The following is a 16877-nucleotide window of genomic DNA, read 5'->3' as shown; positions in this document are numbered from 1 at the left end:
ACCGGTGGCATCCGTGCGGCAGTCTTCTTCTCCGTGGGGAATCTTCCGTCTCAGAGTGCGTCGAGTGACGCCGCCGAACACATGGTGGTGGCCGGGGACGACGCCCTGGCCCAGCGGCTCGCCGCCGAGTTGCGGGGGGTGTACGGCGAGCGGGTGACCCTTGTGGTGCCGCCCGTGCGGAGCGGTGCGCGACCGCCCGTCGTCGGGCGGGCCCGGGCCACCGCCCTGCTCGACCGGGTGTCCGCGGCGGTGAACCGGGCCTCTGGGAACGGGAACGGGAACGGTGGAGGGGCCGGCGGGGGCGATGAGACGCCTGGTTCCGAGCGGATCGTCGAAGCCGCCGAACTCAACGAGCACACGCTCACCTACGCGGGCGTCGACCGGGCCACCGCGCTCGCCCTCGTCTACGACGACGACGAGACCAACATCCGTGCCGCCCTCACCGCCCGGCGGCTCAACCCGCGGATCCGGCTGGTCCTCAGGCTCTACAACCGGCGCCTCGGACAGCACATCGAGGCCCTTCTCGACCAGGCCTCGGCCCTGGCCGCCGCCGCCGCGTCCGACGCCACCGCCTCCCCCGGCACGCCCGACAGCGCACCAGGCGATGGCGACAGCGATGGGGCCAACTCCACCGGGAACGGTCCGACTTCGGGCGCCTCCCGCGCGGGCCGGAACACCCTCGTCTACGACGCCTCCACCACCGTGCTGTCCGACGCCGACACGGCCGCGCCCGCGCTCGCCGCGACCGCCGTGGCCGGCACCAGCAAGGTCGTGCAGACCGACGGCCTGATGCTGCGCGCGGTGGAGCGGCCGCCGCCGGGACCGGGTGAGGTCGCCGATCCGGGCCTGTGCACCCTGGCGTTGCTGTCCGCCACCACCAACGACCCGGCCGGTGCCGACGGTTCCGAGGGCAGCGGCGCACAGGGACCCCAACTCCTGCCCGACGAGAGGGCGGTGGCCGCCGCCACCGGGCGCGGCACCGTCGTCCTGGAGAACGTGTCGTACTCCGGTCCCGAACTGGGCGCCGGCCGAGGGGTCGTGCCCTGGTTCGGCTCGCTGCTGTCCCGGCGGCTGCGCTGGTCGTTCGCGGGGCTCGTCGCCTGCGTGATCGGGCTCGCCGTCGCGTCGATGCTGGTCACCGGAGAGCAACCGCTCCAGGCCACGTACCTGACGCTGCTCGACCTCTTCGCCATCAACGATCCCGCCCTCGGGCAGCCGCTCGGGCGCCAGCTCCTCCAGCTCTGCTCGGGGCTGGTCGGGTTGCTGCTGCTGCCGGTGCTGCTCGCCGCCGTGCTCGAAGCGCTCGGCACCTTCCGCAGCGGGACCGCGCTGCGCAAGCCACCGCGCGGGCTGTCCGGACACGTGGTGCTGCTCGGGGTCGGCAAGATCGGTACGCGGGTGCTGACGCGGCTGCGCGAACTGCGCATCCCCGTGGTGTGCGTGGAGGCCGATCCCGAGGCCCGGGGGCTCGCGCTGGCACGGAGACTGCGGGTGCCCGTGGTCCTGGGGGACGTCACGCAGGAAGGCGTTCTGGAGGCCGCCAAGATCCATCGGGCGCACGCGCTGCTGGCGTTGACCAGCGCGGACACCATGAACCTGGAGGCCGTGCTCTCCGCCCGCACCCTGAAGCCCGACCTACGGGTCGTACTGCGGCTGTACGACGACGACTTCGCGACCGCCGTCTACCGCACCCTGCGGGCCGCGCACCCCGGCGCGCTCACCCGGAGCCGCAGCGTGTCCCATCTCGCCGCGCCCGCGTTCGCCGGGGCCATGCTGGGGAGACAGATCCTCGGGGCGATCCCCGTCGAGCGACGGGTGCTGCTGTTCGCGGCGGTGGACGTGGACGGGCATCCCCAGCTGGAGGGGCGCACGGTGGGAGAGGCGTTCCGGGCGGGGTCCTGGCGCGTGCTCGCGCTGGACACGGCGACACCCGAGGAGCGCCGGGCGGACGCGGCATCCGGCGCGCCCGGTCCCCGACTGGTGTGGGACCTGCCCTCCACCTATGTGCTGCGGCCCGAGGACCGCGTGGTGCTCGCCGCGACACGACGGGGCCTGGCGGAACTGCTCGGCCGCCGACCCCGGCAGCGGGCGGAGGCGTAGTCCGGCACTCAGCCGACAGCGCCGACCGTGGCGACGGCAGGTGTGGCCCGGGGCTCGGCCGAGCCCCGGGCGCCCGGCGTCACGCCCCCAAGTGGCGTTCCGCGAAGTCCAGTTCCAGGCGGACCTGCTTGATGCGTTCGTCGACGACCAGGGAGCCGTGGCCCGCGTCGTAGCGGTAGACCTCGTGGACGGCCTCGCGGGCGGCGAGGCGGGTGACGTAGTTGTCGATCTGGCGGATGGGGCAGCGGGGGTCGTTGACACCCGCCGAGATGTACACGGGGACCTTGACCGCGTCGACGTACGTCAGCGGGGAGGACGCCTCGAAGCGCTCGGGGACCTCTTCCGGGGTGCCGCCGAGGAGCGTGCGGTCCATGGCCTTCAGCGCCTCCATCTCGTCGTGGTACGCCGTGACGTAGTCGGCGACCGGGACGGCGGCGATGCCGAGGGCCCAGGCGTCGGGCTGGGTGCCGACGCCGAGGAGGGTGAGGTAGCCGCCCCAGGAGCCGCCGGTGAGGATCAGCCGGTCGGGATCGGCCAGTCCGGAGGTGACCGCCCATTCGCGGACCGCCGCGATGTCCTCCAGCTCGATCAGCCCGACGCGGTGCTTGAGGGCGTCGGTCCACGCGCGGCCGTACCCGGTGGAGCCGCGGTAGTTGACGCGGACCACCGCGTACCCGTGGTCGACCCAGGCCGCCGGGCCCGCGGCGAACGAGTCGCTGTCGTGCCAGGTCGGACCGCCGTGGATCTCGAAGACGGTGGGCAGCGGACCGGTGGCACCGGCCGGCTTCTGGATCAGGGCGTGGACGCGGCCGCCCGGCCCCTCGACCCAGACGTCCTCCACGGGGACGGACCCCGGGGACTTCTGGCCGGGCGGGTCCAGGACGATCTCGCCGGTCGTCGAACGGACGACGGAGGGCTCCGCGGCCGACGACCACAGATACTCCACCGTCCCGTCCGGGCGGGCCGTCGCCCCGGACACCGTGCCGGGCGGGGTCGGGACCCGGGTCAGCTCCCCGGAGGCGAGGTCGTAGCGCCACAGGTCGCTGCGTGCCTCGAAGCTGTGGGCGATGAGGAGGGCCGAGCCGTCCGGATACCACTCGGCGGCCACGTCACCGGGCAGGTCGAGCCCCAGGTCGGTCTGCTCGCCCGTCGTCACGTCCCACACCAGGGGCTCCCAGCGGCCGCGCCTCTGGTGCCCGATCAGCAGCCGGCTGTCCCCGTCGACGGGGGCGAAGCCGAGCACTTCGAGGCCCAGCTCGACCGTGCCGCCCTCGGTGTCGTCGAGTTCGGCGACCTCCGAACCGTCCGGGCGCAGCACCTTGAGCGCCGAGTGCATCGCGTCGCCGTGCTCGGTGTGCTCGACGGCGATCAGCGAGCCGTCGTGCGAGAGGTCGCCGACCCCGGCCGACTCGCGGTGCCGGTAGATCTCCACGGTGGCCTCGCCGGAGCGGGCCACGTGGATCGTCGATCCGTCCTCGTCCGTCGAGCGGCCGACGACGGCCGTCCGCCCGTCGCGGCCGATGGCCAGGCCCGCGGGGTAGGAGGGGTCGAGGCCGGGAACCGCGGGGTCGTCCGCCTCGCCCACGACCAGCGCGGCGCCGAACGGGCGGCGGCGCCAGACGCCGAACTCGTCGCCGTCCTTGTCGTCGAACCACCAGATCCACTCGCCGTCGGGCGAGAGCACCCCGTCCGTCGTGCCGTTCGCCCGGTGGGTGACCTGGCGCTGTTCCTCCGTCGCGCGGTCCCACGCGTACAGCTCGTACGTCCCCGTCGCGTTCGAGACGAACAGGGAGCGGTGCGGGGCGTCCTCCGCCCAGTCCGGCAGCGACACCCGCGGTGCCCGGAAGCGCTTCTCCCAGTCGGGCATGTCTGCCTGCTGCGGCTCGGTGGACCTGGTGCTCTCAGTCATGGCCCCATAGTGCCTGGCCCGGGCCCTCTCGCGCCGGGGAGGTCCCCGGCCTGTGGACAACCTCGCGGCGCCCGCGCGCACCGCCGGCCGCCGGACGGCGGGCGAAGCGGGCCCAGCGATGGCGGAACACGGTCCGGTCCGGTCTCGCGGAGACGGCATGTGCGCAGGTCAGAGCCATTGTCAGTGGCGGGGTGCAGACTTTTTCGCATGACCGATCCACGCAAGGCCGTCGAGGGTTACTGGGCCGCCGCCGAAGCCCGGGACTGGGAAGCGTTCGCGGAGCTGCTGGCCGAGGACGTCGTCTACACCCTGCCGCAGACGCGGGAGCGCATCAGCGGCAGGGAGCGGTACGTCGAGTTCAACCGCGAGTATCCGGGCGACTGGCACGTACGGATGGAACGTGTCGTGGCGGAGCCCGGTCAGGCCGTCACCTGGACCCACTTCACGGTGGGCCTGGAGGAGATGCACGCGATCACGTTCTTCACGACGGACGAGGAGGGCCGTATCACCACGGTGACCGACTTCTGGCCCGAGCCCTACGAGCCTCCGGCGGGCCGGGACCATCTGGCCGAGCGGTACTGAGCGGGCCCCACGGGCGAGTCCGGCTCGGCCGCCCCGTACCGTGGACGGCGTGTACCGGTTCCTGCTGACGCCCCGATGGTGGGGGATCAACGTCTTCGTGCTGTTGGCCATCCCCTTCTGCGTCTTCATGGGCTCGTGGCAGTTGGGGCGGTTCGAGGACCGCGTGCAGGATCACCGGACGGCGGACGCGGCGGCCTCGGAGGCCAAGACGGAGCCGGCCCGGCCCCTGGCCTCGATGCTGCCCGTGACCACGGAGACGTCCGGCAGGCGGACCACCGCGACGGGCCGGTACGGAAAGCAGCTGCTCGTGCCGGGCCGGGAACTGGACGGCCGGAGCGGGTACTACGTGCTGACGATGCTCCGGGTGGACGGCGGCAAGGCGCTGCCCGTCGTCCGGGGCTGGCTGCCCGGCACGGCGGACGCGTCGAAGACCCCGGCCCCGCCCACCGGCGAGGTCACGGTCACCGGTGCGCTCCAGGCGTCCGAGAGTCCCGGCTCGAACGGTGTCAGCGCGGTCGGCGGGCTTCCCGCGGGACAGACGGCGGCGATCAGCTCGGCGTCGCTGGTGAACCTGGTGCCGTACACCCCGTACGACGCGTGGATCACGCTCGACAAGGCCGACGCCGGCATGAAGGCGGTGCCTCCGAGCGCTCCGGCGAACAGCGGACTCGACCTCAAGGCGTTCCAGAACCTCGGCTACACCGGCGAGTGGTTCGTCTTCGCGGGCTTCGTCGTCTTCATGTGGTTCCGGCTGCTGCGCCGCGAGACGGAGTTCGTCCGCGACGCCGAACTGGGACTGCTGCCGGAGCCCTCGAACACCGCCCCGGGCGCCCCCGCCGCTCCGAGCGCCCCGGCCGCTCCCGGAACCCCGACCGCGACGGCCACCGCGGACAAGGAGTCCGAGGACGCCACCGCGGTCGAGCCGTCCGGGACGGCCTGAACAGCAGCCTGAACAGCGGGACGGCCTGAACAGACGGACCGGGCGGCGGCGGACAGACGCCGTCCGGTACCGGACGGCCCGGTACCGGACGGATCACCCGTCCGTCAAGACGATGCCAGGATCCCGGTGTGGTACACCGTGCCCGCGCAGGCGTTGGCCACGCTGACCGAGGCGCTCGCGCCGCCGGTCGACGCCGTGCTGGAGACGACGACGCTGCCGTCCAGCGTGCCGTCCTCGACGAGGAGCTGCGGCGACGTGCCGGACACCGCGGAGTCGCCCGTCGTGCCGCCGGTCTCGGTGTCGCCCTGCGTCGGCGTGGGGTCCGGAGTGGGCTCCACGGTCGGACAGGTCGACGAGGGCACCCAGGCGAACTTCACCACGTACGAGGCGCCCGGCTGGAGCACCAGGGAGGTGACCTCCGTGGACGGGTCGGGCAGCCCGGTGGCCGCGTCGCCCCCCACGTGCGTGGCCACACCGACCCGGGAGGGGTCGGCCGCGCCCTGGGCGAGCGCGTTGACCGTGCCGGCGCCGGTGACCGTACAGGCGGTGGTGGAGACGTTCGCGACGGTGAAGGAGCCGTAGACCGCGCCGGTGGCGTCCGGTGCGGCGGCCGAGCCGAAGGCCCCGCCGAGCTGGTCCGCCGTGCACGTGAGGCCGGCCGAGGCGGAGGCCGAGGGGTCGGTGCCGCCCGTGGCGGCCCCTCCCGCGCCCTTGTCCCCGCCGCCCGGCTTCTCGGTCTTGCCGTCGTCGCCGTTGCCCTTGGACGTGCCCGCCGAGCCGGCGCTCTTGCCGGAGCCGCCGTCCGAGCCCTTGCCCTCGCTCGCACCGCCCTGGGCCTGTGAGCTGTTGGCCGCGATGGACGGGTCGGGGTTCGACCCCGAGGAGTTGGAGACGTGGACGAACGCCGGGATCGCCGTGCCCATGAAGAGCGCCGCCGCGGCCATGCCGACCAGGGCCTGCCGCTTGCGCGCGCGCCGCGCCGGAACCGCCCGGCGCAGATGGTCCAGGGTGCCGTCGGCGGGTTCGATCTCCTGAACGGCCTGGTGCAGCAGCCGGCGCAGTGCCAGCTCGTCGCCGAGCCCTTCGGGTCCCAGTCCGTCCATGTCCGGTGTGCCGGGCTGTTCGTCGGGGCCGTGGTTCACATTTCCGTTCCCAGCGTGCGATTGCTTGTGCTCGTGTTCCGGGCGTCCCTCGTCCTCGGGACGCCGCCGGTCGTCGTGCTCGCTCATGCCGAAGCCCCCATGGCGACACGGAGCGCGGCGATGCCACGCGAGCCGTACGCCTTCACCGAACCCAGGGAGACACCGAGCGTCTCGGCGACCTGGGCCTCGGTCATGTCCGCGAAGTAGCGCAGGACCAGGACCTCACGCTGGCGCCGCTGGAGCCCCTTCATCGCCTTGATCAGGGCGTCGCGCTCCAACTGGTCGTACGCGCCCTCCTCGGCGCTCGCCATGTCGGGCATCGGCTTCGAGAGGAGCTTGAGACCGAGGATGCGCCGGCGCAGCGCCGAACGGGACAGGTTGACGACGGTCTGCCGCAGATAGGCGAGCGTCTTCTCCGGATCCCGGACGCGTTTGCGCGCCGAGTGCACCCGGATGAACGCCTCCTGGACGACGTCCTCGCAGGAGGCCGTGTCGTCGAGGAGGAGCGCCGCGAGACCGAGGAGCGAGCGGTAGTGCGCCCGGTAGGTCTCGGTCAGATGGTCGACGGTCGTGCCCGCCGCCAGACTGTCCTGGGCGCCGTCACGTTGGCTCGGGATGCGGGCGGGCCGCGCTGAGGGCATGGGGGCGATCACCGGCATGCCGCCGGGCGCGCCGGGGCTGCGGGGTCGGCGGGGTGGACGCAGGGCCATGCCCCGTGTCTGGACCGCGGTGAATTCGAGTACCTCTGCCACGCCAGTTGGACACACGTCCCCCCGGCAGGGTTGTACGCGACCGTCATCACATTCGTACCGGATGCCGGATCGGCCGGAACCCGACGTGTCGGAACGCGCCACGGACCGCTCGCCGTTACGCGGCCCCGCGCGCGCGGCAGTGCACCAGATGCCCTCATGCGTAACAGTTCTTCCCCTGTGCCCAATGCTCTGCCGCCCCCCGGACGCCCCTGAATGGCGACGGCGAAGACGCTCGGAGACCCGCGCGCGGTTGCGCGGGACGACAGCAAAATCTTCGGACGCCGACACGAGTCCGTTCAAGTGGTCAGGACCATTAAGTTGATCACTGAACCGAAAAGATCCTACAAAGCCGCCCCCCGGTCGGCACCGGGATTACGGCCGGGGGCCACCGGCGGCGGAGAACGTGCGGGGCCGGGGCCCCGGCGGAGAACCGGATGCGCGGGGTCCCCATGAGCCCGGACCCCCGTGCGCTACGGAGTCCTGGTGATCTCCGCGGCCACCAACTCGGCGATCTGGGCGGTGTTCAGGGCCGCGCCCTTGCGCAGGTTGTCCCCGCACACGAACAGTTCGAGGGCCGTCGGGTCGTCCAGTGCCCGGCGGACCCGGCCCACCCAGGTCGGGTCGGTGCCCACCACGTCCGCGGGTGTCGGGAATTCGCCGGCGGACGGGTTGTCGAAGAGCACGACGCCGGGCGCTGTGTCGAGGATCTCCCGCGCCTTCTCGACGGTCACCTCGTCCTGGAAGCGGGCGTGCACGGTCAGGGAGTGCGTGGTGACGACGGGAACCCGGACGCAGGTCACGGCGACCATCAGCCGGGGCAGCCCGAGGATCTTGCGGGTCTCGTCGCGTACCTTCATCTCCTCCGAGGACCAGCCGTCCTCGGCGAGCGACCCGGCCCACGGCACCACGTTCAGCGCGACCGGCTCCGGGAAGGGGCCCGTGTCGTCGCCCACGGCACGGCGTACGTCACCGGGGCTGTTCCCCAGTTCCGTGCCCGCGACCAGGGACATCTGGCGGCGCAGGGTGTCGACGCCGGCCCGGCCCGCGCCGCTGACCGCCTGGTACGAGGAGGCGACGAGTTCCCGCAGCCCGAACTCGGCGTGCAGCGCACCGAGCGCCACGATCATGGACAGGGTCGTGCAGTTCGGGTTGGAGACGATCCCGCGGGGGCGCACCCGCGCGGCGTGCGGGTTCACCTCGGGGACGACGAGGGGCACCTCCGGGTCCATACGGAAGGCGCCGGAGTTGTCGACGACGACCGTGCCCTTGGCGGCGGCGATCGGCGCCCACTGGGCGGCGACGTCGTCCGGGACGTCGAACATGGCGATGTCGACCCCGTCGAAGGCGTCCTCCGACAGGGCCGTCACCTCGACCTCCACACCACGCACGGCCAGCTTGCGGCCGGCCGAGCGCGGCGAGGCGATCAGTCGGATCTCACCCCAGATGTCCGCGTGCTGGGACAGGATCTGGAGCATGACCGTGCCGACGGCTCCGGTCGCTCCCACGACCGCGAGCGTCGGTCGTCGGGTCATCGCCCGGTGCCTCCGTAGACGACGGCCTCGTCGCTGTCGGAGTCGAGCCCGAAGGCGGTGTGCACGGCGCGGACGGCGTCGTTGACGTCGTCGGCGCGGGTGACGACGGAGATGCGGATCTCGGAGGTGGAGATCAGCTCGATGTTGACCCCGGCGTCGGTGAGCGCCTCGAAGAATCCGGCCGTGACACCCGGGTTGGTCTTCATGCCGGCGCCGACGAGCGAGATCTTGCCGATCTGGTCGTCGTAGCGCAGCGACTCGAAGCCGATGACGCTCTTCGCCTTCTCCAGGGCGTCGATGGCCTTGCGGCCCTCGGTCTTCGGGAGGGTGAAGGAGATGTCCGTCAGGCCCGTGGTCGCCGCCGACACGTTCTGGACGATCATGTCGATGTTGATCTCGGCGTCGGCGATGGCACGGAAGATCGAGGCGGCCTCGCCCGGCTTGTCGGGGACGCCGACGACCGTGACCTTGGCCTCGGAGGTGTCGTGAGCGACACCGGAAATGATGGCCTGCTCCACCTTCTGGTCCCCTTGCTGTGTCTTTCGAACGAGTGGTTCGCTGCTGACCCAGGTGCCCTGCAGTCCGCTGAAGGACGACCGCACGTGGATCGGGATGTTGTAGCGGCGGGCGTATTCCACACAGCGGTGGAGCAGCACCTTGGAGCCGGAGGCGGCGAGCTCCAGCATGTCCTCGAAGGCGATCCAGTCGATCTTCTTGGCCTTCTTCACCACGCGCGGGTCGGCGGTGAACACGCCGTCCACGTCGGTGTAGATCTCGCACACCTCGGCGTCGAGCGCCGCGGCCAGCGCGACGGCCGTGGTGTCGGACCCGCCGCGGCCCAGCGTGGTGATGTCCTTCTTGTCCTGCGAGACGCCCTGGAAGCCGGCGACGATGGCGATGTTGCCCTCGTCGAGCGCCGTACGGATACGGCCCGGGGTGACGTCGATGATCCGGGCTTTGTTGTGGACCGAGTCGGTGATGACGCCTGCCTGGCTGCCGGTGAAGCTCTGGGCGCTGTGGCCCAGGTTCTTGATCGCCATCGCCAGCAGGGCCATGGAGATCCGCTCTCCGGCGGTCAGCAGCATGTCGAACTCTCGCCCGCTGGGCATCGGAGATACCTGCTCGGCGAGATCGATCAGCTCGTCCGTCGTGTCGCCCATCGCGGAAACGACGACGACCACCTGGTGGCCGTTCTTCTTCGCTTCCACGATCCGCTTGGCGACGCGCTTGATGCCCTCGGCATCGGCTACGGAGGAACCTCCGTACTTCTGCACGACAAGGCCCACGTGCGCTCCTCGCTCAGTCCGTCTCTGCACCGCACTACTGCGGTCGGCTCAGTCTAACGAGCGGCCGGATTTCCCTTCCGGAGTGTCGCATCGTGAGATGTCCCGCTCACGACGTGATCACTCCGGGCTGTCAGGTGGCAAGGGGTCCGGCCGCTCCGAGACGGCACCTGCCCGGACCGGAGCCCCGCCACTCGGAACGTGCCCCAGCTCACACCGGGGAGGGGGCGGAAAACGGAAGGCCGGACGGGCGGTGACGGGCTACTTGACCGTGCGCAGCCCGAGCGGTCCGGCGATCTCCTCCGCCATCACCTTGCCGGCCTCCTCCGCGAGCACTTCCTCGCCGAGGTCCTGGTCGGTGTCGAGGCCGTTCAGCTCCTCCAGGGGCTGGTTCAGCCGGACGTGGGCGACCACGGACTGCAGGGCACGCAGGGTCGCGGAGGCGGTGGAGCCCCAGTTCGAGAAGTAGGAGAACTGCCACCACCACAGGGCCTCCGTGGTGCGGCCCGCGCGGTAGTGGGCCATGCCGTGGCGCAGGTCGGTGATGACGTCGGCGAGGTCGTCGGAGATGCGCGCCGGGACGGGGGCCTTGCGCGGCTCGTACGGGTCGAAGACCTCGGAGTAGACGTCGATCGGCTCCAGCATCACGGCGAGGCGCTCGCGGAGTTCGTCCACGTCCGCCTCCGGGCCGAGGTCAGGCTCGTAGCGCTCCTCGGGAACGATGTCCTCGTGCGCCCCGAGACGGCCGCCGGCCAGCAGGAGCTGGGAGACCTCGAGAAGGAGGAAGGGCACGGCCGAGTCCGGCTCGTCGCCCTTGGCCACCTCGGTGACGGCGACCAGGAAGCTCTCCACCTGGTCCGCGATCTGGACCACGAAGTCGTCGGGGTCCTGGCTCGTCTCGTGCAGCGTGGCGTCAGACATCTAGAAGTCGTCTCCCCTCGAAGGCGCGGCCGAGTGTGACCTCGTCCGCGTATTCCAGGTCGCCACCCACCGGGAGGCCGCTGGCCAGGCGGGTGACCTTGAGGCCCATGGGCTTGATCATGCGGGCGAGATACGTGGCCGTGGCCTCGCCCTCCAGATTCGGGTCCGTGGCCAGGATGAGCTCGGTGACCGTGCCGTCGGCGAGGCGGGCCAGGAGCTCCCTGATCCGCAGGTCGTCCGGGCCGACGCCCTCGATCGGGCTGATCGCGCCGCCGAGCACGTGGTACTTCCCCCGGAACTCACGTGTGCGCTCGACCGCGACGACGTCCTTGGGCTCCTCCACCACGCAGATCACCGAGAGGTCCCGGCGCGGATCGCGGCAGATGTTGCACAGCTCCTCCTGCGCGACGTTGCCGCAGGTCGCGCAGAAGCGGACCTTCGCCTTGACCTCCATGAGGGCCTGTGCGAGCCGGCGGACGTCCGTGGGCTCCGCCTGCAGGATGTGGAAGGCGATCCGCTGCGCGCTCTTGGGACCGACGCCGGGGAGCCGCCCCAGTTCGTCGATGAGGTCCTGAACAACGCCTTCGTACAACGGACTGCCTTTCCGAGTGCTGCGGTACCGCCTGGTCCCGTCCTACTGTTTCTTCCTGGTGCGTACGGTAGTTGGATGCCGCCGGTCTTAGAAAGGCAGACCGGGGATGCCGCTGCCGCCGCCGAGCCCCTGGGTGAGCGGGCCGAGCGTCTGCTGCTGGAGCGCCTGCGCGTTCTCGTTCGCCGCGTGGACGGCCGCGACGATCAGGTCGGCGAGTGTCTCGGTGTCCTCGGGGTCGACCGCCTTCGGGTCGATCACCAGGGCGCGGAGCTCTCCGGAGCCCGTCACGGTCGCCTTGACCAGGCCGCCGCCCGCCTGGCCCCCGACCTCCGTCCGCGCCAGTTCCTCCTGCGCGTTCGCCAGGTCCTGCTGCATCTTCTGGGCCTGCTGCAGCAACTGCTGCATGTTGGGCTGGCCACCACCGGGAATCACGATCAGCTCCTGGTTTCGAGTACGGCTGTCCGAGCGCTTCTTCCTGTCCAGCACGAGCCTACGTGGTCCAAGGGCCCGTCGCCCAAGCACTCTTTCGAGTGACATCACAGCGGCGCCTATACCTGATCAAGGCCCACTTCCGGGCGGAAAAGCCGGTAAACCCGGTCCATCGCCACCCATTGGGCGGTAGGAAGGGGGCTGCGTATTTGCACCACGCGTCACAGGACGTCACGCACTGCACGCACCGCCGGTGCCGTCACCGCCGTCACCGACGCCACCGTCGTCCGTCATCAGCGTCGTCAGCGTCGTCAACTAGGGAGTGCCGGGTGAGTCAGCCGGAGATGCAGCCGGAGGGGCCGCTCCAGGACGGGCGGAGCGAGGGCGCGGCGGGTCTGCGGCCGGGCGACCTGACCGGTCGGCCGTTTCCGCTCGGCGACTGGGGGGAGCCCGCCGAGCGGCTCCACGAGCTCTACCGCTGGGTGGAGCAGGGAGCGCTCGACACGGCCGCCTGGTATCTCTCCGACCGCGTGTGGAAGCGGTGGGCGGCGCGTGTGCTGCGGTCCGGGGCCACGCTGGGCGCCGTCGCCGGGGCCGCGCTGCCGCTGCTCGACCTCACCGGATCGGTGCGGGGTGCGGCCCCGTGGGGTTATCTGGCGCTGCTGCTCGCGGTCTCCTGCGTCGGCGTCGACCGGTTCTTCGGTGTGACCTCCGGATGGATAAGGGACGTGGCCACGGCGCAGGCCGTGCAGCGGCGGCTCCAGGCGCTGCAGTTCGACTGGGCCTCCGAGAGCGTCCGGGAGGTCCTCGGGCCCGCCGACGGAACGGCCAGCGAGGCGGCCGACCGGTGCATCGGGGTGCTGCGCAGGTTCTCCGAGGACGTCACGGAGCTGGTGCGCACCGAGACGGCGGACTGGATGGTGGAGTTCCGTACGGGACCGGCGCCGCTGGGCATCCAGTCCTCGGCGGTGGGAGCGCCCCGCCCCGACGGCCCTCCGCTGAACGGCCGTACCCCGCTGCCGCCGGGCACCCGCCCGAACATGCCCCGCCAGCGCCCGCCCGAGCCCCGGTAGCCGGACGCCACCGCCTCACCCGGCTCCGCAGATCCTCAGCCCGACCGGCGTCCCGCAGGGGAGATGGCCGTGGGTGCGGACGACGTCCTGGCCGCTGCCCCGGCCGATGTAGGAGAGGAAGCTGGAGGCGAGGGAGTCGGCCGGCGGCTGTCCGTAGGTGTAGGCGTACTCGATCTCGCGGTACGGGTAGTCCGAGGTGCCGTGCTCCAGGTCCTCGACGGAGGCGGCGTGACCGTCGAGGCTGACGCGGTGCAGGCCCTCGTGGCCGGTGGCGCCGTTGAGTTCGCTGTAGCCGATCGCGCCGGGCAGCCTGGCGACCGTGTCGAGCACCTGCTCGGTGGAGTCGAGTTCGCACCGCACGACCGGTGTCGTCGTATCGTCCTTGTGGACACAGTCGAGCGAGGAGTTGGCGATCTCGCCGCGCCCGAGCACCCGGCGCTGGAACACCTGCCGGGTACCGGAGTTGGCGTCCCGGCTGACCAGGAGGACGGGTCTGTCGGGTCCGCCGAGCTGCTTCCAGTTCGTGATCTCGCCGCGGTACAGCCGCCGTACGTCGGTCAGCGATAGGTTCCTGACCGGGACGGCGTCGTTGACGACCAGCGTGAACACCGACACCGCGATCCTGTTCTCCCGCAGGTGCGGGAGGTCTCCCGGCTTGGGTCCGTCGGAGAGCGCGACCAGGGCCGGGGACCCCTTCGCCGACGCCCGCCCCGCCGCGTCGAGTTCGCGCACACCGGCCGTGCTGCCGTGCGCGTCCACCGTGATCGTCGCGCCCCGGCAGTCGTGCTCGTACTTCTCGGCCAGTTCGCGCGCCACCGGTTCGAAGGCGGTCGAGCCCGTGACGGCCAGCGTGCCCCGCTCGCAGCCGATCGGGGGCGGGGTGTCCTCGCGCAGCACGACGATCGCGGCGAGCGTGACGACGCACACCGTCAGCAGGACGGTGATCAGCCGCGCGGCCCGGCTGAACAACGGGACCCGCGGGATGCGCAGCGTGCCGTTCTCATAGCCGATACCCGCGGCCGGGGTGAAGTGGTCCATCAGGTGGTCGGTGCCGGGCGGCTGGGTCACCGACACACCGCGGATGGTGCGGTCGGTGAACACCGCGGTCAGGCCGTGCCGTTCGCGGCTCGTGTAGTCCTCCGCGCCGATGCTCCGCGAGCCGTCGTTCTCGATGCGCAGCAGCACCAGGGTGGCGTCGGACATGCCGGGTGTCTCGTCGAACAGGCCGAGCCGCACGTTCGCGCGCCCCGAGCGGACGCCGTCGCCGATGGGGTTGTCCATCTGGACGCGGTAGCCGACCCGCTTGCGGCGCGGCACCCTCCGCTCGTACCAGACCATCACGGCGGAGGAGACGACACCGATCACGGCGGTCCCGACGGCCACCACGTTCTCTGCGCTCAGCCACTCCACGTGAGCCACTCCCCCGAGCCCTGCCCTGCGGTGCGGTGCGGTGCGGTGCGGTGCGGTCACCGTACGGCTCCGGCCGGAAACAGCCCGTATACGGGAAGTGAACTTCGACGGGGAGTACCCGCGGAGGGGCTCAGCCGCTCTTCGTGTAGGCCAGCGACTCGTTCGTGCTGATGTTCACCCGGTTCAGCCGGCCGTCCGTCAGGAGGGTGACCTCGGTGGCGGCGCCCGGGTTGCAGGACGGCGATGCGCCGACGGTGACCCGGGAGGGGCCGATCTCCAGCGGTCCGCCGGGGCCCGGGGCCTGCGTCAGGTCGGCCTCGAAGACGCAGTGGTAGCCGGCCGAGCCGTCCGCGGTGATCGTCAGCACCGTGTCGCCGACGTCGCCCTGCCGGATCGTCATCCGGCGCGTGTGATGGCCGGTGCTGTTGTCGATGACGCCGTCCCAGGTGCCGATGAACGCCTCCGGAACGGTGCCCGCCTGCGTCGTCCGGGCGCCCGGCGACTCCGGGGTGCCGCTGGCCGGAACCTGCGAGGCGCTCTGGCCCGGTGTCGTCGGCGCTCCGGAGGCGGAGCCGGACGCCTTGGGGTCGTCCTGGCCGCCGCCCCCTCGCCCGTTCAGCATCGCGTACACGCTGCCGCCCGCGCCGAGCGCGACGACCAGGGCCACGACCACGAGGAGGGCCGTGGACCGGCCGGTCCGCCGCGCGGGCTCCGGACCGAGCGGGGCGACACCGGGACCGTACGGAGGGGTCGCGCCGTACGGCGGGGTCGCGCCGCCGGGACCGTACGGCTGGGCGGCCGTACCCGGTCCGTAGGGAGGCGTCGAACCGTACGGCGGCTGGGCCGCACCCCACCCGGCCTGCGGGTAGCCGTACGCGGGGTGGGCCGGGCCCTGGCCGGAGGGACCCGGGTGCTGCTGCGGATAGCCGTAGGCGGGGTGCGGGCCGGCCGGCGCCGCCGGGGGAGGCGTCGCGCCGGCGCCCCCGATCACGGTCGGCAGATGGTTCACGGGGCCGGGCTGCCCCGGAGGGGGCGGAGTGGCACCCCCCTCGGCGGGCGCGGGCGCGTGCTCCGGGGACGCCTCGGAGGACGCGGCGGGCGCCGAGGAGGAGGCCGAGGGCGTCGAGGAGGAGGCGGAAGCCGAGGCGGAGGGCGCACCGGCGGGCGGCTTGGAGAGATCGGGGGCGGCGACGGGCGCGGGCGGCAGAGCGGGAAGGGCACCGGGCGCCGGAGCGCCGGCCGGGAGCTGCGGCGGTCCCTGGTCCGGGTTCTCCGTGTCCAGCAGCCGTACGGCGTGCCGCCCGAGCTGGGCCACCAGCGAACCGGGCAGCCAGGGGTCGAGGGTGCGGCCCTCCGCGACGGTGTCCTCGGCGCCCGTGCGCTCCAGGATCTCGTCGAGACCGGGCCGGGCGGCGGGATCCTTGCGCAGACAGTCCCGTACGAGGTCGGCGAGGCCCTCGGGCACCCCTGTCAGGTCGGCCTCCTCCTGCGCGATGCGGAACATCATGGCGTGCACACCGCTGTTGGCCGCGCCGAAGGGAAGGGTGCCGGTGGCCGCGTACGACAGGACCGAGCCGAGGCAGAAGATGTCGCACGCGGGCGTGACGCGGTCGCCGCGCACCTGCTCGGGTGCCATGAACCCGGGCGAGCCGACGAGCGCCCCGGTGTGGGTCAGGCCGCCGTCCGTCACCGTCTCCAGGGCGCGGGCGATGCCGAAGTCGATGACGCGGGGGCCGTCGATGGTGACGAGGACGTTCGAGGGCTTGAGGTCGCGGTGGATCAGGCCCGCAGTGTGGATGTCCTGGAGCGCGTGCGCGAGGCCCGCCGCGAGGATGCGCACCGACCGCTCGGGCAGGGCTCCGTGATCGCGTCCGACGACGGCCTGGAGCGAGGGCCCCGCCACGTAGCCGGTCGCGACCCACGGGATCGGGGCCTCGGTGTCCGCGTCCAGCACGGGCGCGGTCCAGAGCCCGCCGACCCGGCGGGCGGCCTGCACCTCCTGGCGGAAGCGGGCCCGGAACTCCTCCTGCTCGGCGAGTTCCGGCCGGACGAGTTTGACGGCGACCGTACGTCCCCGGTCGGACCGCGCGAGATAGACGTGGCCCATCCCTCCGGCGCCGAGTCGCGCCAGCAGCCGGTACGCCCCGATCTGCTGCGGATCCCCCGCCCCCAGCTTCTCCATGGCAGTGCCCACCCTCCCCCATATGTGTGC

General features: G+C 72.2%; 14 protein-coding genes. 4 read left to right on the top strand and 10 right to left on the bottom strand.

Going from position 1 to position 16877, the window contains the following annotated elements:
* Window positions 1–81: 81 nt before the first annotated feature.
* Complete coding sequence (locus tag ACFYYF_RS17435) at window positions 82–2100, top strand: NAD-binding protein (protein WP_388776772.1); 2019 nt, start codon at window positions 82–84, stop codon at window positions 2098–2100.
* Between the two features lie 79 nt (window positions 2101–2179).
* On the opposite strand, the gene ACFYYF_RS17430 is transcribed toward ACFYYF_RS17435, so the two are convergent.
* Window positions 2180–4009 carry a S9 family peptidase gene (locus tag ACFYYF_RS17430; RefSeq protein WP_388776419.1) on the bottom strand — a complete coding sequence of 610 codons (1830 nt, stop codon included), beginning with the start codon at window positions 4007–4009 and terminating at the stop codon, window positions 2180–2182.
* Between the two features lie 207 nt (window positions 4010–4216).
* On the opposite strand from ACFYYF_RS17430, the gene ACFYYF_RS17425 reads away from it, so the two are divergent.
* Window positions 4217–4591: a nuclear transport factor 2 family protein gene (locus ACFYYF_RS17425; RefSeq protein ID WP_361685440.1), complete on the top strand. Its 375-nt coding sequence runs from the start codon at window positions 4217–4219 to the stop codon at window positions 4589–4591.
* A gap of 49 nt (window positions 4592–4640) precedes the next feature.
* Window positions 4641–5531, top strand: coding sequence for an SURF1 family protein (locus ACFYYF_RS17420; protein WP_388776416.1), 891 nt, complete (start codon window positions 4641–4643; stop codon window positions 5529–5531).
* 104 nt (window positions 5532–5635) lie between these two features.
* Here ACFYYF_RS17420 and ACFYYF_RS17415 read toward each other — a convergent pair whose 3' ends face one another.
* From ACFYYF_RS17415 to ACFYYF_RS17385, 7 genes are all read right to left on the bottom strand, one after another.
* Window positions 5636–6760, bottom strand: a complete 1125-nt coding sequence (locus ACFYYF_RS17415; protein WP_388776413.1) for a hypothetical protein — start codon at window positions 6758–6760, stop codon at window positions 5636–5638.
* Complete coding sequence (locus ACFYYF_RS17410; RefSeq protein WP_361685434.1) at window positions 6757–7383, bottom strand: SigE family RNA polymerase sigma factor; 627 nt, start codon at window positions 7381–7383, stop codon at window positions 6757–6759. Before ACFYYF_RS17410 ends, ACFYYF_RS17415 begins: the two co-directional genes overlap by 4 nt.
* Window positions 7384–7895: 512 nt before the next feature.
* Complete coding sequence (locus ACFYYF_RS17405) at window positions 7896–8957, bottom strand: aspartate-semialdehyde dehydrogenase (protein WP_388776410.1); 1062 nt, start codon at window positions 8955–8957, stop codon at window positions 7896–7898.
* A complete protein-coding gene (locus tag ACFYYF_RS17400; protein ID WP_361685430.1) occupies window positions 8954–10243 on the bottom strand; it encodes an aspartate kinase in 1290 nt (429 codons plus the stop codon). Before ACFYYF_RS17400 ends, ACFYYF_RS17405 begins: the two co-directional genes overlap by 4 nt.
* Before the next feature lie 258 nt (window positions 10244–10501).
* Window positions 10502–11161, bottom strand: a complete 660-nt coding sequence (locus ACFYYF_RS17395; RefSeq protein ID WP_361685428.1) for a DUF5063 domain-containing protein — start codon at window positions 11159–11161, stop codon at window positions 10502–10504.
* The gene (recR, locus tag ACFYYF_RS17390) at window positions 11154–11753 is read right to left on the bottom strand and encodes a recombination mediator RecR (RefSeq protein ID WP_362069269.1); all 600 of its coding nucleotides are present in this window, start codon (window positions 11751–11753) and stop codon (window positions 11154–11156) included. Before recR ends, ACFYYF_RS17395 begins: the two co-directional genes overlap by 8 nt.
* A gap of 87 nt (window positions 11754–11840) precedes the next feature.
* On the bottom strand, window positions 11841–12185 hold the full coding sequence (locus ACFYYF_RS17385) for a YbaB/EbfC family nucleoid-associated protein (RefSeq protein WP_361685577.1): 345 nt from the start codon (window positions 12183–12185) through the stop codon (window positions 11841–11843).
* A 326-nt stretch (window positions 12186–12511) separates the two neighbouring features.
* Between ACFYYF_RS17385 and ACFYYF_RS17380 the strand changes: the two genes are divergently transcribed.
* Window positions 12512–13255, top strand: coding sequence for an SLATT domain-containing protein (locus ACFYYF_RS17380; RefSeq protein ID WP_361685426.1), 744 nt, complete (start codon window positions 12512–12514; stop codon window positions 13253–13255).
* 15 nt (window positions 13256–13270) lie between these two features.
* Here the strand turns inward: ACFYYF_RS17380 and ACFYYF_RS17375 are convergent, their stop codons facing one another.
* Together ACFYYF_RS17375 and ACFYYF_RS17370 are read right to left on the bottom strand one after the other, a co-directional pair.
* Window positions 13271–14665: a substrate-binding domain-containing protein gene (locus tag ACFYYF_RS17375; protein ID WP_388776407.1), complete on the bottom strand. Its 1395-nt coding sequence runs from the start codon at window positions 14663–14665 to the stop codon at window positions 13271–13273.
* A gap of 130 nt (window positions 14666–14795) precedes the next feature.
* Window positions 14796–16847 (bottom strand): protein kinase, encoded by a 2052-nt coding sequence (locus ACFYYF_RS17370; protein ID WP_388776404.1) that lies wholly within the window; start codon window positions 16845–16847, stop codon window positions 14796–14798.
* Window positions 16848–16877: the final 30 nt, after the last annotated feature.

Origin of the sequence: Streptomyces sp. NPDC001914 (genome assembly GCF_042891215.1) — a bacterium.
Taxonomy (GTDB): domain Bacteria; phylum Actinomycetota; class Actinomycetes; order Streptomycetales; family Streptomycetaceae; genus Streptomyces.
The sequence above is the reverse complement of the archived record's forward strand: the minus strand, read 5'-3'. Positions and strand labels throughout refer to the sequence as shown.

Bases quoted from the DNA above. Each gene is read 5' to 3' on its own strand.
- ACFYYF_RS17395 (WP_361685428.1), bottom strand. From the start codon at position 11,161: ATGTCTGACGCCACGCTGCACGAGACGAGCCAGGACCCCGACGACTTC.
- ACFYYF_RS17425 (WP_361685440.1), top strand. From the start codon at position 4,217: ATGACCGATCCACGCAAGGCCGTCGAGGGTTACTGGGCCGCCGCCGAA.
- ACFYYF_RS17435 (WP_388776772.1), top strand. From the start codon at position 82: ATGGTGGTGGCCGGGGACGACGCCCTGGCCCAGCGGCTCGCCGCCGAG.
- ACFYYF_RS17405 (WP_388776410.1), bottom strand. From the start codon at position 8,957: ATGACCCGACGACCGACGCTCGCGGTCGTGGGAGCGACCGGAGCCGTC.
- ACFYYF_RS17415 (WP_388776413.1), bottom strand. From the start codon at position 6,760: ATGAGCGAGCACGACGACCGGCGGCGTCCCGAGGACGAGGGACGCCCG.
- ACFYYF_RS17370 (WP_388776404.1), bottom strand. From the start codon at position 16,847: ATGGAGAAGCTGGGGGCGGGGGATCCGCAGCAGATCGGGGCGTACCGG.
- ACFYYF_RS17430 (WP_388776419.1), bottom strand. From the start codon at position 4,009: ATGACTGAGAGCACCAGGTCCACCGAGCCGCAGCAGGCAGACATGCCC.
- ACFYYF_RS17410 (WP_361685434.1), bottom strand. From the start codon at position 7,383: ATGGCCCTGCGTCCACCCCGCCGACCCCGCAGCCCCGGCGCGCCCGGC.